The sequence below is a fragment of the Paenibacillus sp. Marseille-Q7038 genome, from assembly GCF_965111595.1.
The window spans coordinates 3,290,215-3,309,810 of sequence record NZ_CBCOOM010000001.1 but is presented as its reverse complement, the minus strand read 5'-3'; the positions used below and the strand labels follow the sequence as shown (position 1 = coordinate 3,309,810).

The window sequence follows — 19,596 nt, the reverse complement described above, 5'->3', positions numbered from 1 at the left end:
CGCCTATGCTCTAAGGTTATAGAGTTTTCGAATACACACTTAGATTGTAAGAGGAGGCGAATGATGTGACGATAATGCCTGTTATAGTAATGATCTGTGTATTTGTGCCTAGCATTGTACTCATGGTAAGCATGCCTTATTTAACAAGAGAATCAATTAGTTTTGGGGTCACCGTCAGCGCTGTGCAATTCCACAGTGAGCCTCTGCGTCAGATGCGGAAGTCATATGTTAGGATTAGTGCTACCTTGCTTACCGTCCTACTCATTGTTTGTATCATCAGCCTAATATACAGTGATGAACATTCCAAGCAACAAAGTTGGATCATTGTAACTTATTCATTCGCTATGGTCGTAATCTCCCTTGTCATAAACATTAGCTATCATTTCAAAATGAAAAGTTTACTACCTATGCTGCCTATTGCTCCGGAATCATCGATCATGGCAGTGGACACTGGTTTTCGGAAAAGAAACATGGGCTTGTCTAGTAGTTGGTTCCTCATTCATGTTTTAATTATTGTTGTTAGTATTGTAACTGTGCAACTCAACTACGATCTGATTCCAGATCAAATACCGATCCATTACAACAGCAGTTGGAACGTAGATCGCTATACAGCTAAATCTTATAGTTCTGTGTTTATGCCTACGATAATACAAGTGTTCATAACACTTGTATTCATATTTGAGAATTGGAGTATTCGCAGAGTGAAGCAGCAGGTTCAACCCACTAATCCGAACCGTTCCATCAGACAAGACATAACTTTCCGCCGTGCTTGGTCATGTTTTATGATTACAGCAAGCATCTTAATCGTTATCCTCCTTTCCGTCGTGCAACTAAACATGATATCTCTGCTTAACATCAATTTCGCTATCCCCATTATCCTAATCATAATAGCTTTTATCAGCCTATATGTCTTCGCCTTATCGTTCTGGGCTGGTCAGGGTGGAAGCCGCTTGGAGCGATCTGCCGATTCCTCTAATGTCAGACCTGTCCATGGTGATGATAAGTGGCTATTAGGTATGATTTTTTTCAATCGCAAGGATTCAAACTTAATCGTCGAGAAAAGATTTGGAGTCGGCTGGGGATTAAATTTCGGTCACCCCGTAAGCTGGCTGATTTTGCTCGGAATAATTGTACTGTTAGTTGTGGTGAGAACAAGGCTTGGAGGTTAGTACTCCACCAGAGTAATCTAGCTTCAACATATAAATAATTCATATTGACTGATGATGCTCTTCAACATTTTTACTATAAGCTGCTGGATTGTTTAAGCATTCTCTGAGATCTTGAGAAAAACATGGTTTTGCTAGCAAGACTTTATTTGTCCGACGGTGGAATGCGGGGGTTGTGGCCTGTTTATTAGCAAGGGTTTATTCATACTGAACAGGATTTTTAGATGATGAATAAATTCCTGCTAGTCGCAATAGCTCGTGCTAAAAATCGAATAAAGACGTGATAAAAGAGGGGGAAGGGAAGAATGGAGAAGGGGAAAACCCAGCTCTATCAAGCCTTTCCTCTGTTTTTATATAGGCATTATTCAGTTATGTTAGACTTTGGAAGTTCTGGGGAGGATGACCAAAGGTCTCTAGCAGGAGATCTTCTGTTGTACCTTCAGACTTAAAAGCTTTAATCTTTTATCAACCGCTGCCTGAGCTACTACATGAAGAAGCTCTAGGGAAAACGGGCTAATCAGTATATCTAAAAGCAGTTAAGAATATTAGAAAAGTCAAGATTGTGATAAATAGCCGAAGTCGTTAAGTAGGTAAGTATACATTATGATAGGTATTTAGTTGCTCCATCGAACTAACTATGGTAAAATCAATTCGAAGAAAACGCTTTCCAGCATCATGATGAGCTAAGGAGGACAACTTATGGAATCGAGTATGACAAGAAATAATGAAAGGGGCTTTTATAAACTATCCAGATTGCAACGCATAGGATTTGGTTCCGGTGATTTGGCACAGAATCTCATTTATAATACGGTATCAACGTATTTATTGTTTTTTTACACCAATGTTTATGGACTAGATCCTAAAGTTGCAGCTGCGATGTTTTTGGTTGTACGAATTATTGATGCTATTTGGGATCCAATTGTTGGTGCAGTTGTAGATAAAAACTCCACACGTTTTGGTAAATATAGAGGGTACTTAGTATTTGCTGGATTTCCGTTATCAGTATTGGCCGTACTAGTATTTTGGAATGGTTATTCCGGTAGTTTAATTTATGCGTATGTGACTTATGTTGGGTTATCTATGCTGTATACCTTATTGAACGTACCTTATGGTGCACTAAATGCTTCATTAACTCGTGACAATGACGAAATTACGAAATTAACTTCAACACGTATGTTCCTTGCCAATCTCGGCGGTCTTGCAGTTGCATATGGAGTGCCCGTACTTGTTAAGTTGTTCTCTTCCGATGGTACATGGGATACGAAATCAAGTGCTTCTGGCTGGCTCATAACAATGGCTATTTATGCAGGTGTCGGTTTTCTTATTTTATTGTTTTGTTTTACTCAGTCAAAAGAAAGAGTTGTAATGGATGATTCAAAGCAAGATGAAGTTAAGATTTCAGATTTGGTGACTGAATTTAAACGAAATAAACCATTACGAATTCTAGCCTTCTTTTTTATAACCGCTTTTGCCATGATGTCGATCGGTAATGCAGGCGGAGCTTATTATATGCAGTATGTTGTACAAGCATCAGATTATGTTCAGTGGTTTAATGCACTAGGGTCTATACCGGCATTTATCTTTTTACCTTTAGTTCCTAAAATCAAGAAAGCAATCGGTAAAAAAAGCATGTTTCTGGTGTTCTTAAGTATAGCGATTATTGGGATGCTCTTTATCTATCTCATTCCAAATCCACAAGATCATATTACATGGGTTCTTATTGCTCAATTCATAAAATCGACTGGTGTGATTGTTGCAACCGGATACATGTGGGCATTAGTTCCAGAAGTGATTTCATATGGCGAGCTTCAATCCGGACGGCGTATTTCGGGGGTTGTAAACGCTTTAACTGGCTTCTTTTTCAAATTTGGTATGGCGTTAGGCGGTGTTGTCCCTGGCTTTGTTCTAAGCTTTACAGGGTATGTAGCTGGCAGTGAAGTACAATCTAGCTTCGCTCAACAAGGAATATTATGGTTAGTTGCTGTCCTGCCTGCGATCTTGTTAATTCTAGCTATGGTTATTATTTCTAAATACAATTTAACTGATGAACAAGTTTATGAAATTAATAAAGAAATCGAGGCTCGCCATAGTATCTAAGGGATGGGTCCATGTTTTAGGCAATTGTTATTACTAAATAATAGAGGTATAAGGAGGAAATTTTCATGCAAATTAATAATCCAGTATTAAAAGGGTTTAATGCAGATCCCTCAATTATAAGGGTTGATGATACTTACTATATTGCAACTTCTACATTTGAATGGTTTCCAGGCGTTCAGATCCATGAATCTAAAGATCTTGTCAATTGGCAGCTTATCACTCACCCGCTCTCCACGAAAATGCTGCTGGATATGAAAGGAAACAAAGATTCGGCAGGTATTTGGGCACCTGATTTATCTTATGCTGACGGGAAGTTTTGGCTTATTTATACCGATGTGAAAGTTACGGAAGGCGCCTTCAAAGATATGACTAATTATTTAACTACTGCTGAAAACATTAACGGCCCATGGAGTGATCCAATCAAGTTAAATGGAGTGGGTTTTGACGCGTCCCTGTTTCACGACGAGGATGGAAAAAAATATCTTGTCCAAATGGAATGGGATCATCGAGAATATCGTCATCCTTTTAACGGAATTAAACTTACGGAATATTCGGTTGAAGAAAAGAGAATGCTTCCTGAGACTTCAAAAATCATTTATAAGGGAACCGATGTTAAGTTAGTAGAAGGTCCTCATATCTATAAGTTATTTGGACAATATTATCTATTTTGTGCTGAGGGAGGTACGGTTTATTCTCATCAAGAGGTAGTTGCTAGGTCTTCAGAATTATTTGGCCCTTATGAAACACAACCTGGTGATGTGTTTTTGACTGCATTTGATGCGCCTAATAATGAGCTTCAAAAATGTGGACACGGTTCGTTAGTAGATACTCCATCAGGAGAATGGTATTTTGCACACTTAACGGGACGCCCATGGCATCATGAGACAGAATCGATCCGTGATCCGCGCGGCTGGTGTACATTAGGAAGAGAAACAGCAATTCAAAAAGTAGTGTGGGATGATAATAAATGGCCGCATATCGTAGGCGGCAAGCAGGGAAGTCGTTTTGTCGAAGCTCCTAAAGGGTGTGTTGAAACAAAATATGCTCCAACCTATCCAGAGAAGGATGATTTTGACTCCGATACATTAAATATCAATTTTAATACCTTACGAGTTCCATTTGATGAGAAAATAGGTTCACTTACAGAAAAGCCAGGGAATTTGCGCTTGTTTGGTAAAGGCTCTTTAACAAATGAACATGAACAGTCACTTGTAGCAAGACGTTGGCAATCCTTTTATTTTGATGCCCAAACAGCTGTAGCGTATTCCCCTTTTACATTTCAGCAGATGTCTGGACTCGTAAATTACTATAATACGAAGCATTGGTCTATGATTCATGTAACCTGGAATGAAATAAATGGACGGGTCATTGAAGTGACTCAGAATGACCGAGGAGTACTCACAAGTTTCCTTAAGGATAAAGCCATTAAAGTACCTGATGATATTGATTATGTGCATTTTAAAGTGAAAGTTAGAAAAGAGACCTATACCTATGCCTATTCTTTTGATAATGAGTATTGGACTGATATTGACTTGACGTTGAATGCAGCAATCTTGTCTGATGATTATGTGATTCAATCCTATGGAGGATTTTTCACTGGAGCTTTTGTTGGAATGGCTAATGTTGATTATTCCGGTTACGAATTGCCAGCGGACTTCGACTATTTTATGTATAAAGAACTTGAAGAAAAATAAAACTGAATCATGACACTTAGAAATAGTTGGGAGAGTAAATCTTTCAACTATTTTTTTAGATAGGTTATCCAATATGCTATACTTCTAACTGAACAATATCTGAAAGGAATTATAATTAAATGATTAAGAAAACTGATCAGGATGTAATGAGAGAAAATAATAAAAAATTAGTATTAAAAACTTTATTTGATACTGATCAGACATCTAGAAGTTCAATAGCTGATAAAATCAATCTTCAAAAATCCACAGTTTCTTCTATTGTTCGTGAGCTTCACAACGAGGGTTTGATTGAAGAGTTAGGAATAGGAGAAGCGTCTAATATTGGTGGGCGAAGACCAAACTTAATACGCTTTAATCGTAAATATGGGTTTGTACTGGCGTTTGATATGGGAGTTAAACATTTAAGATATTCCATAAATTATATCAATGGCGAGCTCATTCATCATGATTCCATCAAAATTTATACTACAAAGTTAAGGATATCTTTGCAGTCATGAAAGATATTATTTTAAATCTGAAAATTGATGATACCATTCATGGATTAATAGGAATTGCTATTTCTGTGCATGCGCCAGTTTTTAATAATCAAATTTTGTATAGTCCCTTCTTAGATTTTCAAACCTTTAATTTAATAGATGCGTTAAAGGAACTTATAGATGTTCCTGTCATCATAGAAAATGAAGCAAATCTCACTGCTATTTATATCCGAGACTATTATCAGCATGCTCATCATGTTCAATTTGATAATATTCTAGCCATCAACATTCATAACGGAATCGGTGTAGGAACGATTATCGATAGGAGTTTGTATAAAGGCTTACATGGTTTGTCTGGTGAGATTGGGCGATCGATCATCATTTCAGATAATAAAAAGAAACGCCGATTAGAAGAAGTATATTCTGAAAAAGCGGTGCTTGATCAGATTAGTGAATTGAAAAACATCCCGAACTTTACATTAGAGGACTTTATTGTATTTATGGATAAAAAGGATGAGCAAGTAACTGCTATTATGAAGGAATGGGCTTCAGCTATTGCACAAATTACTTACAATTCAGTGCAATATAGTGCACCAGATGCGGTGTTTCTTTCATCTCGATTTATTGCTTTCTTTCCATATTTATTAGACGAGATTAGTAAAGAATATATGGCACTTGATCCACGCGGTTCAACCCAAGTTATTTCCATTGATGACCATATTCATAAATTAACATTGCTCGGTGGCGTGGCTTTAATTTGTAGAAAAATTTTAGGACTAGAATTGTATGATTTATTTTTTACGGAGTAATCTGTCCATACTTTTAATCATCTCGGGTAGTAATATAACTCAAAAATGTAACGAATGAAGAGTCCTGGTAAGGGCTCTTTTGTATTTATAAAAAATGGATGAGAGATGAGTGAAATTCAAGGATTTGCTTCTATTTTTCTGGGCTTTTTCTTTCGACATGACAACGATCGTCTGAAGAAGACCTTATGATGATAAATGAATAAAGCTAGGGTATACTGTAAAATGATTAAATACCTTTAATTCGAATGTCCACATAGATGCTGTCCTCTATTAGGGATGGATGGCTTAGTCTATTAAATGTGTGTTGTAGTTATAGAAATATTTCCGTTATTTATTTTGAAATAGCATTTGAAGAGGTACCTATAATGAAAGGATATGAAATATAAATATGTCAGAAAATTTTTGGAACGACTTACCTAAACCATTTTTCGTGCTAGCTCCAATGGAAGATGTAACGGATGTAGTATTCCGTCATGTTGTTGCTAAAGCAGGCAGACCTGATGTGTTTTTTACTGAGTTCACAAATGCAGAGAGTTACTGTCATCCAGAAGGAATGAAAAGTGTCCGCGGACGCTTAATGTTTACGGAGGATGAGCAGCCACTAGTTGCCCATATTTGGGGAGATAATCCTGAGAATTTCCGCCGAATGAGTATTGGGATGGCCGAGATGGGCTTTAAAGGGATAGATATTAACATGGGCTGTCCAGTCCCCAATGTCGCACGAAGAGGGAAAGGGAGTGGTCTCATCCTTCTTCCAGATCTTGCAGCAGAACTTATAGAGGCGGCAAAAGCGGGCGGGCTGCCTGTAAGTGTGAAAACACGCCTGGGCTTTAACGAAGTAGGGGAGTGGAAAGAATGGTTAACTCATATTTTAAAACAAGATATCGCGAACCTTTCCATTCATTTGCGTACAAGAGAAGAAATGAGTCAGGTCGATGCGCACTGGGAACTCATTCCGGAAATTAAGGAATTGCGTGACCAAATAGCGCCAAATACATTACTTACAATCAATGGTGATATTCTTGACCGTCAAATGGGGCTAGAGCTTGCCACAAAATATGGTGTAGATGGCGTGATGATTGGGCGTGGTATTTTCAAAAATCCGTTTGCCTTTGAAAAGGAACCGAAAGAGCATAGTAGTCAGGAGTACCTTGATCTCCTAAGATTGCAGCTTGATCTGCATGATCAATATATAGAAGTATTGCCTCGTTCCATTTCAGCGCTTCATCGTTTCTTCAAGATATATGTCAAAGGATTCCGCGGGGCAAGCGAACTCAGAAATCAATTGATGAACACGAAATCAACGGATGAAATACGTATACTACTTGATAATTTTGAAGAAAACAATGTTGATTAATACCTAACGGTGTGCGGAGTAAGTGTTAATAGCCTAAGTTATATGAGAAATAAAAGAATCGTACTAATCTAAGATTGTAAAATTGATGGTTACAACATTTTGAGCCAAGATAAATTCAGGTATATACTCCTGTCTTTTCTTGGCTTTTTCCTGTTCATCACATTTAAGGTACCCGAACTTTTCTGAGTTCGGTTTTTTTGTTTAGCTAATTCGTCTTTAAGAAAACGATAATAACTATAGGGTAAGTTTAGTTGCTGGCTATAGCTTTTAGTTATAACCAGGTATTCCTTTTAAGTGTTACGTGGAACGTATTCCTCCATGCTAGAATCAAAACAATACATAACGAGATGAACTAACCGAGGAGGAAATTTTTATGTGTAATAGATTTCAAATCGTAGGTAGCTTGCTGCGTCCGTCAGATTTATTAGAATATAAGCATGAAATTGAACATCGTGATGATATCACTTATCCCTTTTATCAGGATTTGCAAGGATATGAGCAGTGTGAAACGGATGCGATTCAGGCTGTCGTCGATAAAGAAATTAAAAATGGTCTGTCCATTCTAACCGATGGGGAATATTCCAAATCAATGTGGCATCTGGATTTTGTCTGGGGCTTTGAGGGGGCTAGCCGCTATATAGCGGATCATGGATATTTTTTCAGAGACACAGATGGAACGTCAAAATATGAGACTCGAAAAGATATTGGTTTGCGCATTACAGGTGAATTGAGCGGGAAAAACCATCATTTTATTCATGTCTTTAAAGAACTTCAAGCGCTTGCTGGCGACCGTGAAACAAAGCTGTGTGTACCTTCTCCATCCCATATTTTTGGAGAGCTATCATGGTCAGATAACATTGGTGGTAAAGAAGCAGTATATAAAGATCGACATGAGCTTAAAGACGGTCTCGTTAAGGCTTATAAGGAATTTGTAGAGGATTTTGCCGCTGTAGGAGGAAAAATTCTGCAATTCGACGATTGTCTATGGGAGCTATTTGCAGATGATAACCCGAACTCTCCCTATACTGGCGAGAATATCGATCAAGAGGAAGTGCAGGCTCTCGCTACCGAATTTATTGACATTAACAATACAATCATTGATTATGGCCATAGCTTAGGCTTGAAAATGTGGACTCATAACTGCCGTGGTAACTATGACTCTCGTAATATGGGCGGCGGCTCCTATGCCAAAATTGCGAATCTATTCTTGAAGCAGCTGAAATACGACCGCTTTTTCCTTGAATGGGATGATGAACGTGCAGGATCACTTGAAGCACTTGCCGTTTTCAAAGATAAGCCTGAAACCGAAATTGTACTTGGATTGTTGTCTTCCAAAACCAATACGCTGGATGATGAAGCTCGTGTAGTCAGAATGCTTGATGAAGCATCGAAAATCATTGATAAAGATCGTTTATTACTTTCTCACCAATGCGGTTTTGCGTCCTGTGATGGCGGTAATGAACTTACGGAAGATGAACAATGGGCGAAAATTAATCAAGGACAACGTATTGCAGAGCAATATTGGGGTTAGTTGAATCAATTTCATAATACCTTTGGTTGCTGAGTTATGAAATTGATTCAGTAGTATGTAAATTAACTTAAGAGGGGGAGTAGTTACCCTCAAGACTGTCGATGGTACTTATCGGCAGTCTTTTTCTATGAACAGAGGAACGTACTGAAAATTAAATAAAGTTGTGATAGAATCGGGGGATATAATAAATTCGTATATGATGTAGATACAAAGTGATTTAATAAACGATCTGATCATCTGAAAAGAAAGCAAAGAAAGCCTGACAACTGCAAAATAGGTGGTAGGCTTTAAGAAATAGGAGGATACATGTCCTGGAGTAAATTGAAGAAAGAACTGGAGAGTTTTCTTAGTCCTGCGTTAATTGGAAGAGTCGAATACCGGGCAACAAGTTACCGTTATTTACTTGATAAATCAGGGATTTGTTATATTGCTGTTGATAAAAAGAACGTACTCAACATGAGCGATCCAAATAACTCGATCAGATGGTATCAGACGGAACAGGAAATTAAGAGTGATTCTACGCTCGAAATCCCTATCAGCAATGAAGAAATTGAAGCGGTTAGACAAGATACAAAGGGTACTGTTCCAGAGGATCGTTTAATCGTAATTGCAAGAGGCAGGAAAATAGCAGTACTTGCTAAGGAGCTTTTGACAGCCCAAGCTACCTTAACTAAATCTAATTTTGTCGTTGTAGCTACAAAGTACTTATCTACTTCAATAGATGAAAATCTAGAGAGCAATGATATCTTATTGAATGTATTAGCATTAATCGACAGACGTGTTGGCAAAAAGCGGATTTTAAACATGTCCGAGAAGATAAAGTTAAAGCATCCCATTGTGCAGTATTTTTATGAACTCCGGCGCAGTACATTATAATAATAAATAACTGTCATTAATGTGTTAAAGAGACGGAAAATAAGCTTGATGTAAGTGAAATGTGAAATCACTGAGTTTAGACATAAAAAAAGAAGACAACAACAGGATGCGCCTGTGTGTCTTCTTTTTTTGTGTTCGTTAGCAAACAATAATGTTGCATCTATTTATTAGGCACCTAGGAACATTTTTATGTCATCTTCCACATTGGTAATGCCGCCGATCCCGAAGTTCTCTACGAGTACTTTGGTAACGTTAGGGGACAGGAATGCAGGAAGCGTAGGGCCTAAATGAATATTTTTGACGCCAAGATAAAGCAGGGCAAGTAGCACGATAACTGCTTTTTGCTCGTACCAGGCAATGTTGTAGGAGATCGGCAATTCATTGATATCCTCAAGTTCGAATATTTCTTTCAGCTTCAAGGCGATGACGACCAGGGAGTAAGAATCATTGCACTGCCCGGCGTCCAGAACCCGCGGAATTCCGCCGATTTCGCCAAGATCCAGCTTATTGTATTTGTATTTGGCGCAGCCTGCAGTCAGGATGACCGTATCCTTCGGAAGCTCAGTCGCAAAATCGGTGTAATAATTGCGGGATTTCATCCGCCCGTCGCAGCCGGCCATGACGAAGAATCGGCGGATTGCGCCAGACTTCACCGCATCAACCACTTGATCAGCTACGTTCATCATAGCAGCATGAGCGAAGCCACCGATAATCTCGCCTGTTTCTAGTTCTGTTGGAGCGGGGCACTCTTTTGCTTGCACGATCAGCGCAGAGAAGTCCTTAGGAGCGCCGTTCGTTCCTTCCGGAATATGGCGGACTCCCGGAAATCCGGTGTTGCCTGTCGTATAAATACGGTCCTTATAACTGTCCTTCGGCGGAACGATGCAGTTAGTCGTCATGAGAATTGGACCGTTAAAGGCTGCAAATTCACTATTCTGCTTCCACCAGGCGTTTCCGTAATTCCCTACAAAATGCTCATATTTCTTAAATGCTGGATAATAGTGAGCCGGAAGCATCTCACTGTGCGTATACACATCCACGCCGGTTCCTTCCGTCTGCTTCAGCAGCTCTTCTAAATCCTTCAGGTCGTGGCCACTGATGAGAATGCCGGGCCGGTTTCTAACCCCAATATTCACCTTCGTTATTTCCGGATTACCATAAACGGAGGTGTTTGCTTCATCAAGCATCGCCATTGCGTCTACACCGTATTTGCCAGTTTCCATCGTCAAAGCTACCAGATCCTGCACTTCAAGGGTGTCGTCAAGCGTAGCCGCAAGTGTACGGCGCATAAACCGGTTCAGCTCGTGGTCATCCTTCTCCAGATGAAGCGCATGGTACGTATAAGCAGCCATTCCTTTGAGGCCGTAAGTAATCAGTTCGCGTAGCGAGCGAATATCTTCATTGTGGGTGGATAGGACACCAACGGTACGTGCTTTTTCATCAAAAGCGGCTTCGTTATCCGCTTCCCACACCGCAGCATCAGGCAGATTGGCCGATCTATCTGGATATTGTTCGTTATAAAAAGCTCGTACCTCGCCTCGGAGCGCAATTGCTTCCTTTATTCTCTCCACAAAAACCTCACGGTCAAAGTTAGCGTTCGTAATAGTTACAAACAAAGAGTCCATGATAAACAGCGATACGCGCTGTTCAAGTGCTTCCGGCAGCCGAACATCTAGACTGAGAAAAGAGATCCCTTTCAGTAGATAAATCAGCAAATCCTGCAGGTTTGCCACGTCATGCGGTTTACCGCATACTCCGACAATGGTGCAACCCGTTCCTTTGGATGCTTCCTGGCATTGAAAGCAGAACATGGATGGCTGGTGATTTGAGGTCTGATTTGTCATGTTGTTATTCATTATTTTCCCTCCCGTTTTCGTATGCTCCTTATCGTTAAATTCAGTATAACCCGCGGCAAAATCGAGGCTGGTGATTGGAATCACTATTTTTTGGTTCTCGTTTGAAAACCAAGTCTGTACTAAATTCGTCTCAAGAAAGTTAACTATCTTGGAATGATTTTTTTTATAATAGCCTATAGGGGGCATAACTTAAGAGATTAAGAGTGCTCGGATGATTAAAAGCAGTATTTTTGAGAGTTTGTGGATTCAACTAGACAATGAAATAGCGAATTAAACAGGAGAGGTATGAAGGCATCGATGAAACCAATCACAGAAGTTGCAGCAAGGCTGGGTCTGGAACTAGATCAGCTTGAACTTTACGGAAAATGGAAAGCAAAGTTATCCGAGAATGTATGGGAATCCATCTCTCAGCGGCCGGACGGGAAGCTAATTCTCGTTACCGCAATGAATCCGACCCCAGCAGGGGAAGGCAAGACATTAACAACGATCGGACTCACGCAAGGATTGAATCGGATTGGACGAAAAGCGGCTGCCGCACTGCGTGAACCATCGCTCGGTCCTTGCATGGGCATGAAAGGCGGCGCCACAGGCAGTGGGAAAGCTCAAATTGTGCCAGCCGAGGATATTAATCTGCACTTTACAGGCGATATCCATGCGATTACATCAGCGCATAATCTACTCGCGGCACTCATCGATAATCATATTTTTCAAGGTAACACTTTGCGTCTTAACCCAGGGCGCATTGTATGGAAACGAGCGCTCGATATGAATGATCGACCGCTGCGTCAGATTGTCATTGGTATTGGAGACAACAACGGCACGGTGCGTGAAGATGGCTTCCTTATTTCGACGGCTTCGGAAGTGATGGCGGTGCTATGCTTAGCGGAAAATATGGACGATTTAAGGGAGCGGCTCAGCCGAATCGTCGTGGCATATGACATGGACAAGCGGCCAGTGACGGCAGGTGAGCTTCGGGCGGTGGATGCGATGTGTGCGCTGCTTAAGGATGCAATCCATCCGAATCTGGTACAGACACTCGAAGGTGACCCGGTATTCGTTCACGGAGGTCCATTTGCCAATATCGCCCATGGATGCAGCAGCATACGGGCGACTCGCCATGCGCTGAAGCTGGCCGATTACGTTGTAACGGAAGCGGGATTCGGCGCTGATCTGGGTGCAGAAAAATTCATGAACATTAAGTGTCGCATGGGTGGTCTACAACCCGCAGCTACGGTTATCGTCGCAACTGTACGGGCATTGAAATATAACGGCGGTGTAGCCAAGCAGGAACTCTTAACGGAGAATGTAGAGGCGATACGATCCGGATTCGCCAACCTACAGCGTCATGTGGAGAACATGCACACCTTCGGCGTACCGGTTATCGTTGCGATTAACCGCTTTGCGAACGATACGGAAGCAGAGCTGATGCAGGTAGCTGCTCTTTGTGCAGAGCTTGGCGTGAAGGCAATCATCTCAGACGCTTGGGAGCATGGGGGCGAAGGCTGCCGCGAGTTAGCACAGGAAGTAGCGGAGCTGGCTGACAACTCAGCAGAAGATACGTTCCAGTTGCTCTATCCTGATGATATGCCGATCACAGAGAAGATTGAGACGGTCGTTACTCGCATCTATCGGGGAGCTAATGTCGAATACCGCCCTGCCGCGAGGCGAGCACTGAAGGAACTGGAGCGGCTTGGTGTGCAGGATCTACCTGTCTGCATGGCAAAGACGCCTTATTCGTTTACAGACCGCCCTGCCGCACTTGGGGCACCCGAGGATTTTACAATAGAGATACAGGATATTCGCTGGTCGGCCGGTGCAGGATTCGTCGTTGTTCTAACCGGTAAGGTGGTTACGATGCCAGGGTTGCCTGAAGAACCGGCGGCATGGCGGATCAAGCTGAATGATGCGGGACATATCGAAGGTTTGAGCTGATATACGGAGAAGGAAAGAGGACCTTCTTAAGTAATGATTTCGAATAAATAATTCTGGTAGGATTACAAAATAATTAAGCCTAAAGAGAAATAACAACAAAAGCTTTCTAGCGAACACTCTTTCTTTTCGTATATACTGATAAAACCAATTAAGTTCTTAGGAGTTGTTTGAGGAACCATGAACAAGAAAGAAGTCGCGCATATACGCAAGCAGTTTAAGATGGATCATGATTTACTGAATATTTACGATATTCTTAACGTGTACATTATGAAGGAAACGAACGAAGTCTATCACTGGGAGCGGAATCCCTTTGAATTAGTGGAGCGAGAGAAACAGGAGCTGCACATGGGTAATTTTAAAAAATTACTCACTGGTGAATTAGATCAAAAGTTGTTCGAACTTAAGTTTCAAGAGGAAGCGGAGGAACCTGCGCAGGTGCTGTTGCACCAAGCTTTAATAACAGGTGATCCAGAAGAATGGCAGGACCTTATGCTCCTGCTCGTAGATAAAATGTTAGTAGATGCCAAATATGAACGGGATACCGTGATTACGTTCGTGCGTGGACAGTATTACTTGCCGACCAAAGCCAGAAATGAAGAGGCTGAGGAGAGTGGGAAGGATGAAGTATTCGCACATCCGTTCATTTTATGCAGCGTGAATTCCACGGAGAAGCAAAAGAAAACTCTCTTATTCGATTATGTGGAGAGGGAATATAAGTACAATGTGAATGTAGATCCGATTATCAAATTGAGCTCGCCGGAGCAAGGGTTCTTTTATCCTAGCGTGACGGACAATTATTCTGATGTGAACCGCATTTTGTATTGTACGGGGAAATCAAACTTTCCAGATCCACATTTCATCGAACAGGTCTTAACTGCCGAAAGATCCGTGACGGCGCTCGAAGAGAGAGCGTTCTTCGAGGACATCGTGAAGGAAGTGGCGGGTGAAGAACTGGATGCTTCTACCATCGCACAGGTGTACGAGGAGATTCAGTATGTGATTGAAACAAACGAGGAGGAAGAAGAACCTCCGAAGCTGGATTATAAAGATTTGGAACGTGTCCTGACGGTAAGCGGTATAGAGAACGTAACGCCGGAAAAAGTGGAACGTGCGTTTGAAACAATTGTTGATGATAGGAACTATGAGCTGAAAGCGAGCAGCGTTATGCCGAAATATACCACAAAATCGATTAAGATCGATACCAAGGTAGCCACGATTTCGGTCAGCCCGCAAGATTTGAAGTATGTGAAACAGGTGAATTATCAAGGGAAACGATGCATCATGATTGAGGTCGACGAAGATGTTGTGATCGAAGGGTTTACGCTCAGTACGGAGACATTGTAGAATTGGCTTACAATATCAAATTAAAGTTTAACCGCATGAATAATTCCAAAGCTATGTTTTAAATAAATTTATAATAAATTAAACGGAGTGCCCTAACGAGGTGCTCCGTTTTTTCGTACATAATCGAATTAACCAACGTAACTAGTAAGGATCATTTTGAGAGTGATGATATGAAGCTGCTATGATCTGAGCTTGTTCATTCGCTGAAGCATGAGTTGAAGAAGGGAATATTAGGAAGTGGACTGTGCTAAAATAAACATCATACATAATTATAGGATGGAGGTAATCTCTCTTGATCATTCAACTAGGTAATTTCGAAGTGAATTCTGGGCAAATCGTTGTGGCTGACCCTTGTTATGAACTGGATACCAATACTGTTATCATGGGTGTGTTAGAGCTTGTTGCGAACGGTACTTGGAACACGGAAGTGGAGAAGGTGGAAATTCCAGATTGGGGTGAAGCTAATGCTAAACTGACGGCTTATCATAAATCGGTTGCTGAACAGGGGAAATTCTTGGAGTGGATCAAGTGTCCATTTGTGGTTGGAGTGGATAGCGGACAGGCTGGGATTTTTGATAGAAATCATTACCGAGCTTCAGATGCGTCCGATCGTGAAGGTAATGCCGATACGGATAGCAAATGGTATCTTGCCTGCTGTGATATCACCGACAATGGGGAAGAAGCGGGTGTCCTTACGGGTGGCGTCGTATCTCGTACCGGTACGGGTGATGGTGCTTACGGCGTGTATAAAGCAGTAAATGGGGAGAGTCAGGTTGTTGGTGTAAAGATTTTGTTTATTAAGAATTAACTCTCTACTAATGAGACTTTTATTTTGAAAAGTAGGTGAGCGGAAGTGTTGGCTGCTAATTTGAATGATGTTCTAGAAAATTATGATTTCACAGACAGTATAGTTACGGAAGTTCAATGGGCTGATAACCTAATCGACCTGACAGTAGTTGTTGATTATTATTGGGACATTCAAGATGGTCATGACACGACAAGGTTATTAAAGATTATTTTTAAAAATTGCATAAAAGCGGATTTTCAAACTAGCACAGAACTACTCTTAACTCCAGATGAGGTAAACAAAGAAAGTCTCTTTACAATTGTCCTTTTTAAAGAGCTGACAGAGAATTTGGATAAGCAAAAACATGTTGGAATTTTTACAACAGACTACTCAAAACCCTGGTTGTCGGTAGTATGTTCTGATGTGATATTGAGGGAATAAACCCATCTATAACGTTGATTGGCTTCGCCTTATTTTTTATGAATACCATTATTATCTCGCAGACATAAATAAGTAAGGTGGTAAAGAAACAAGAAACTAGTCCTTTCATGTTGTGTAGTAAACTACACTTTTATAAGGATTGGTTTCTTTTTGTTAACTAAAAAAGGGAATGGATTTATCTATTTATGATCATGAATTTTTGGAGAATATTTATTTAAATGTTTATTATATGTTTTTTTAAAGTTATAATGGAATTTGGTCTACTGAACATGATACATAGGAGGGAGATGAAGTTGTATGGACCATATGATTTTCGAAGTTGGAACCGCTTTACTACTTATTGCGATCTTTTCACTGATTGCAGGTAAATTTAAGTTTTCAATCATACCCTTTTTAATTGTTTTGGGGATGTTAGTTGGGCCGCATGCTCCGACGATGGGTTTGATTGATTTGACCTTCATTGAAAGCAATGAAGTGATCACATTTTTAGGACGGATCGGGGTTCTGTTTTTATTATTTTATATAGGACTCGAGTTCTCCGTCTCTAAATTAATTAAATCAGGTCGCAATATTGTGTTTGGTGGAACGGTATATGTTCTTATCAATTTTATTATTGGTTTAGCTTATGGTTTCATGGTCGATTTTCCGTTATATGAAACGTTAATTATTGCAGGGATGTTATCTGTATCCTCTACGGCCATTGTGGCAAAAGTACTCGTCGATTTCAGACGAACAGGTAACTCTGAAACAGAGCTCATCCTGGGTATGATTTTGTTCGATGATTTGTTCCTCGCTGTTTTCCTATCCGTGATGTCTGGTTTACTACTAGGGGGAGCCACGTCTATTGGTGGTATTTTGCTATCTGTAGCGCTCTCAATGGGGTATATGTTACTGTTCTTCGTCATCGCAAGGAAAGGAACACCTTTACTAAACAAGCTGCTAAATATCACCTCTAATGAAATATTCATTATTGTTGTATTCTCACTCTTGTTCTTTATTTCCGGTTTTTCCGAAACTCTGCATGTAGCAGAAGCGATCGGGGCTTTATTATTTGGGCTAGCTTTATCGGAAACAACCCATAGTAAGAGGATCGAACAGCTCGTGGTTCCGTTCCGAGATTTCTTCGGTGCTATTTTCTTCTTTAGCTTCGGTCTAAGTATTGATCCATTAACCCTGGGTGATGCTGCATGGATTGCCGTTGGGGCTGTTGTGTTAACCATGATAGGGAATATTCTAGCAGGAATGATTGCTGGGCGAAAAGCGGGACTATCTCATAAAGCTTCGACCAATATTGGTCTTACGGTTATGGCTCGCGGAGAGTTCACGATCATTGTAGCTAATTTAGGTATATCTGCAGGATTGTTACCGATTTTAAAACCATTTTCGGCGCTATATGTGTTAATATTGGCCATTCTTGGGCCGCTACTGGCAAAAGAATCGAAACATATCTATAATGGCTTAAATAAACTGTTTAAATGGAACCAAATAAAGGAAAAGCCGAAAGAGGATAAATTAAACGAATCCATCTGATATAGTTTAAATAATGGAGGTTACGTATATGGGAACTATAAGAGAAACTGATCTTCCTGGAATAGGAAAGAAGTATCAATTGGAAGCGAATTCAGGCAGCAAGATAGTTGTTGTTATCCATAATGATGGAAGAAGAGAACTCTATCATTTTTTAGATGAGGATCCAGATGAATGCATCTCTCAAGTAAGCTTGGATGATGAAGAGTCTAGACAGATTGCTTCCATTATTGGGGGGATGCAGTACAAACCTAAAGCGCTCGATACGGTTCAAGTAACGCTGGATGAACTCGTCATTGAATGGTGCAAAATCGAACCTCACTTTAAAAGTATTAATAAAACGATCGAGGAATTACATGTTAGAGCTCGCACAGGTGCAACGATCCTTGCTATTGTGGAGAAGGGGAAACAGAAGATTAATCCTGGACCGCAAGATCGACTGATGTTAGGAATGACTCTTGTGATCGCGGGAGAGAGAAAACAACTTAAGCAGTTGAATGATTTGCTGTTAGAAGGATAACATAGGCTCGGTAGCGCTGATACGGACTTCGGAGATCAGTATACACTAGCTAGTAACGTTATAAAAAATAACAAAAGACGCTCGGGAATCAACCCCCTAGAAGCGTCTTTATTTTGTCTTGATCTATTTCTTAATCTACTACTTACCGTATGACTATACCCATCCCGTAAACTCCAATATAGACGCATTTGCGGATTGTGCTTCCGACTGAGCTCCTTTACGCCACTGCTTCGGTGACTCGCCCATAAGCTTGGAGAAACACCGATTAAAGCTGGATATGGATTGAAATCCGACTTGCTCAGATATCGAAAGAATGGAATCATCCGTACGTTTTAACTGCTTGCAGGCTTCTTCAATCCGGGTACTGTTTAGAAAATCGAGAGGAGAGGTCCCCATCATTTCATGGAACTTTCTTCGGAAATGAGTGGAGCTTAAATGACATAAATCGGCTAAAAAATCGATAGTGATTGGTTGCATATAATTTTTTTTGATATATTCCAAAACCGGAGAAATGACAAAATCACCTTTTGAGCTTTGCTCGGATTCTTGATCTGCCAAGGGGATATTCATGGAGTGAATTCTAAGGAGTTCTATATATAAGGATAATAATAAGCCATAGGCACTTTCCTCATAGTAAGTATTCTGCTGTTTAAGTTCTTCTACGACCGACGTCGCAAGTGTATAAACCTTCGGATGGTTCTCTTTGTTCAATATGCAGTGCATTCCCTTTAGCATCCTCAGGTTCGGTTCGAAGGGGTGATAAGCTCCTTTAAATGAATGTCGAAAGAGGTCTTCCGGCGAAAAGAAGAGATAGGACCAGCGACTGGCTGCTTTTGGTGAACTATACGTTGTATGAGGAAGATACCTCGGAATAAAGGTTACATCACCGGCTTGAAAAGGAACAGACTCTCCTTTGATCTCCATAAAGCCGCTATCTGAATGACAAATACCAATCTCCAAATGGTTATGAAAATGAAGATGATCGCTTTTGATGTCGGAAATCTTCCAGCGTTCACCGCTTAACAGTAAGATGGGGAAGTGGATAGGTAAGCTGTAATGGCGGTATTCAATGATGGGTTTCTTTTTTCTGGGCATACTCCATACTCCCATTCTGTTGATTTCTGCCCAGTATAGGTCAAAATAATACCAATTTCAACCTTATATATGATATAAATGGTTGGAA

16 protein-coding genes are annotated in these 19,596 nt (G+C 40.5%); 14 read left to right on the top strand and 2 right to left on the bottom strand.

All coding sequences use genetic code 11. The annotated features are described in order from the left end of the window. Positions 1-74: 74 nt before the first annotated feature. From ACWPWY_RS15765 to ACWPWY_RS15730, 8 genes are all read left to right on the top strand, one after another. On the top strand, positions 75-1,169 hold the full coding sequence (locus ACWPWY_RS15765; RefSeq protein WP_454192903.1) for a DUF1648 domain-containing protein: 1,095 nt from the start codon (positions 75-77) through the stop codon (positions 1,167-1,169). Between the two features lie 696 nt (positions 1,170-1,865). Beyond that, positions 1,866-3,263 carry an MFS transporter gene (locus ACWPWY_RS15760; protein ID WP_454192519.1) on the top strand — a complete coding sequence of 466 codons (1,398 nt, stop codon included), beginning with the start codon at positions 1,866-1,868 and terminating at the stop codon, positions 3,261-3,263. A gap of 65 nt (positions 3,264-3,328) precedes the next feature. After that, positions 3,329-4,957 carry a glycoside hydrolase family 43 protein gene (locus tag ACWPWY_RS15755; RefSeq protein WP_454192518.1) on the top strand — a complete coding sequence of 543 codons (1,629 nt, stop codon included), beginning with the start codon at positions 3,329-3,331 and terminating at the stop codon, positions 4,955-4,957. Positions 4,958-5,076: 119 nt separating this feature from the next. After that, entirely contained in the window at positions 5,077-5,454 is a 378-nt protein-coding gene (locus ACWPWY_RS15750) for a winged helix-turn-helix transcriptional regulator (RefSeq protein WP_454192517.1), read from the top strand. Beyond that, complete coding sequence (locus tag ACWPWY_RS15745) at positions 5,451-6,242, top strand: ROK family protein (protein WP_454192516.1); 792 nt, start codon at positions 5,451-5,453, stop codon at positions 6,240-6,242. The genes ACWPWY_RS15750 and ACWPWY_RS15745 overlap by 4 nt, the downstream gene beginning before the upstream one ends. 388 nt (positions 6,243-6,630) lie before the next feature. Then, complete coding sequence (locus ACWPWY_RS15740; protein ID WP_454192515.1) at positions 6,631-7,599, top strand: tRNA dihydrouridine synthase; 969 nt, start codon at positions 6,631-6,633, stop codon at positions 7,597-7,599. A 373-nt stretch (positions 7,600-7,972) separates the two neighbouring features. Then, entirely contained in the window at positions 7,973-9,130 is a 1,158-nt protein-coding gene (locus ACWPWY_RS15735) for a cobalamin-independent methionine synthase II family protein (protein WP_454192514.1), read from the top strand. 306 nt (positions 9,131-9,436) lie between these two features. Continuing rightward, the gene (locus tag ACWPWY_RS15730; protein WP_454192513.1) at positions 9,437-10,006 is read left to right on the top strand and encodes an SF0329 family protein; all 570 of its coding nucleotides are present in this window, start codon (positions 9,437-9,439) and stop codon (positions 10,004-10,006) included. Between the two features lie 167 nt (positions 10,007-10,173). Here ACWPWY_RS15730 and hcp read toward each other — a convergent pair whose 3' ends face one another. Further along, positions 10,174-11,862, bottom strand: coding sequence for a hydroxylamine reductase (gene hcp / locus ACWPWY_RS15725; RefSeq protein ID WP_454192512.1), 1,689 nt, complete (start codon positions 11,860-11,862; stop codon positions 10,174-10,176). A 297-nt stretch (positions 11,863-12,159) separates the two neighbouring features. Here hcp and ACWPWY_RS15720 point away from each other — a divergent pair, with 297 nt between their 5' ends. The 6 genes from ACWPWY_RS15720 (at position 12,160) to ACWPWY_RS15695 (ending at position 18,413) form a co-directional block, all read left to right on the top strand. Beyond that, positions 12,160-13,794 carry a formate--tetrahydrofolate ligase gene (locus ACWPWY_RS15720; protein ID WP_454192511.1) on the top strand — a complete coding sequence of 545 codons (1,635 nt, stop codon included), beginning with the start codon at positions 12,160-12,162 and terminating at the stop codon, positions 13,792-13,794. A 177-nt stretch (positions 13,795-13,971) separates the two neighbouring features. Then, entirely contained in the window at positions 13,972-15,138 is a 1,167-nt protein-coding gene (locus ACWPWY_RS15715) for a DUF4317 domain-containing protein (RefSeq protein ID WP_454192510.1), read from the top strand. Positions 15,139-15,430: 292 nt separating this feature from the next. Further along, positions 15,431-15,946 carry a DUF4241 domain-containing protein gene (locus tag ACWPWY_RS15710; protein WP_454192509.1) on the top strand — a complete coding sequence of 172 codons (516 nt, stop codon included), beginning with the start codon at positions 15,431-15,433 and terminating at the stop codon, positions 15,944-15,946. A gap of 48 nt (positions 15,947-15,994) precedes the next feature. After that, the gene (locus tag ACWPWY_RS15705; protein WP_454192508.1) at positions 15,995-16,366 is read left to right on the top strand and encodes a hypothetical protein; all 372 of its coding nucleotides are present in this window, start codon (positions 15,995-15,997) and stop codon (positions 16,364-16,366) included. Positions 16,367-16,663: 297 nt separating this feature from the next. Beyond that, a complete protein-coding gene (locus tag ACWPWY_RS15700) occupies positions 16,664-17,896 on the top strand; it encodes a cation:proton antiporter (RefSeq protein ID WP_454192507.1) in 1,233 nt (410 codons plus the stop codon). Positions 17,897-17,924: 28 nt separating this feature from the next. Next, the gene (locus ACWPWY_RS15695; RefSeq protein ID WP_454192506.1) at positions 17,925-18,413 is read left to right on the top strand and encodes a cation:proton antiporter regulatory subunit; all 489 of its coding nucleotides are present in this window, start codon (positions 17,925-17,927) and stop codon (positions 18,411-18,413) included. A gap of 153 nt (positions 18,414-18,566) precedes the next feature. Here ACWPWY_RS15695 and ACWPWY_RS15690 read toward each other — a convergent pair whose 3' ends face one another. Beyond that, positions 18,567-19,508, bottom strand: coding sequence for a helix-turn-helix domain-containing protein (locus ACWPWY_RS15690; RefSeq protein WP_454192505.1), 942 nt, complete (start codon positions 19,506-19,508; stop codon positions 18,567-18,569). Positions 19,509-19,596: the final 88 nt, after the last annotated feature.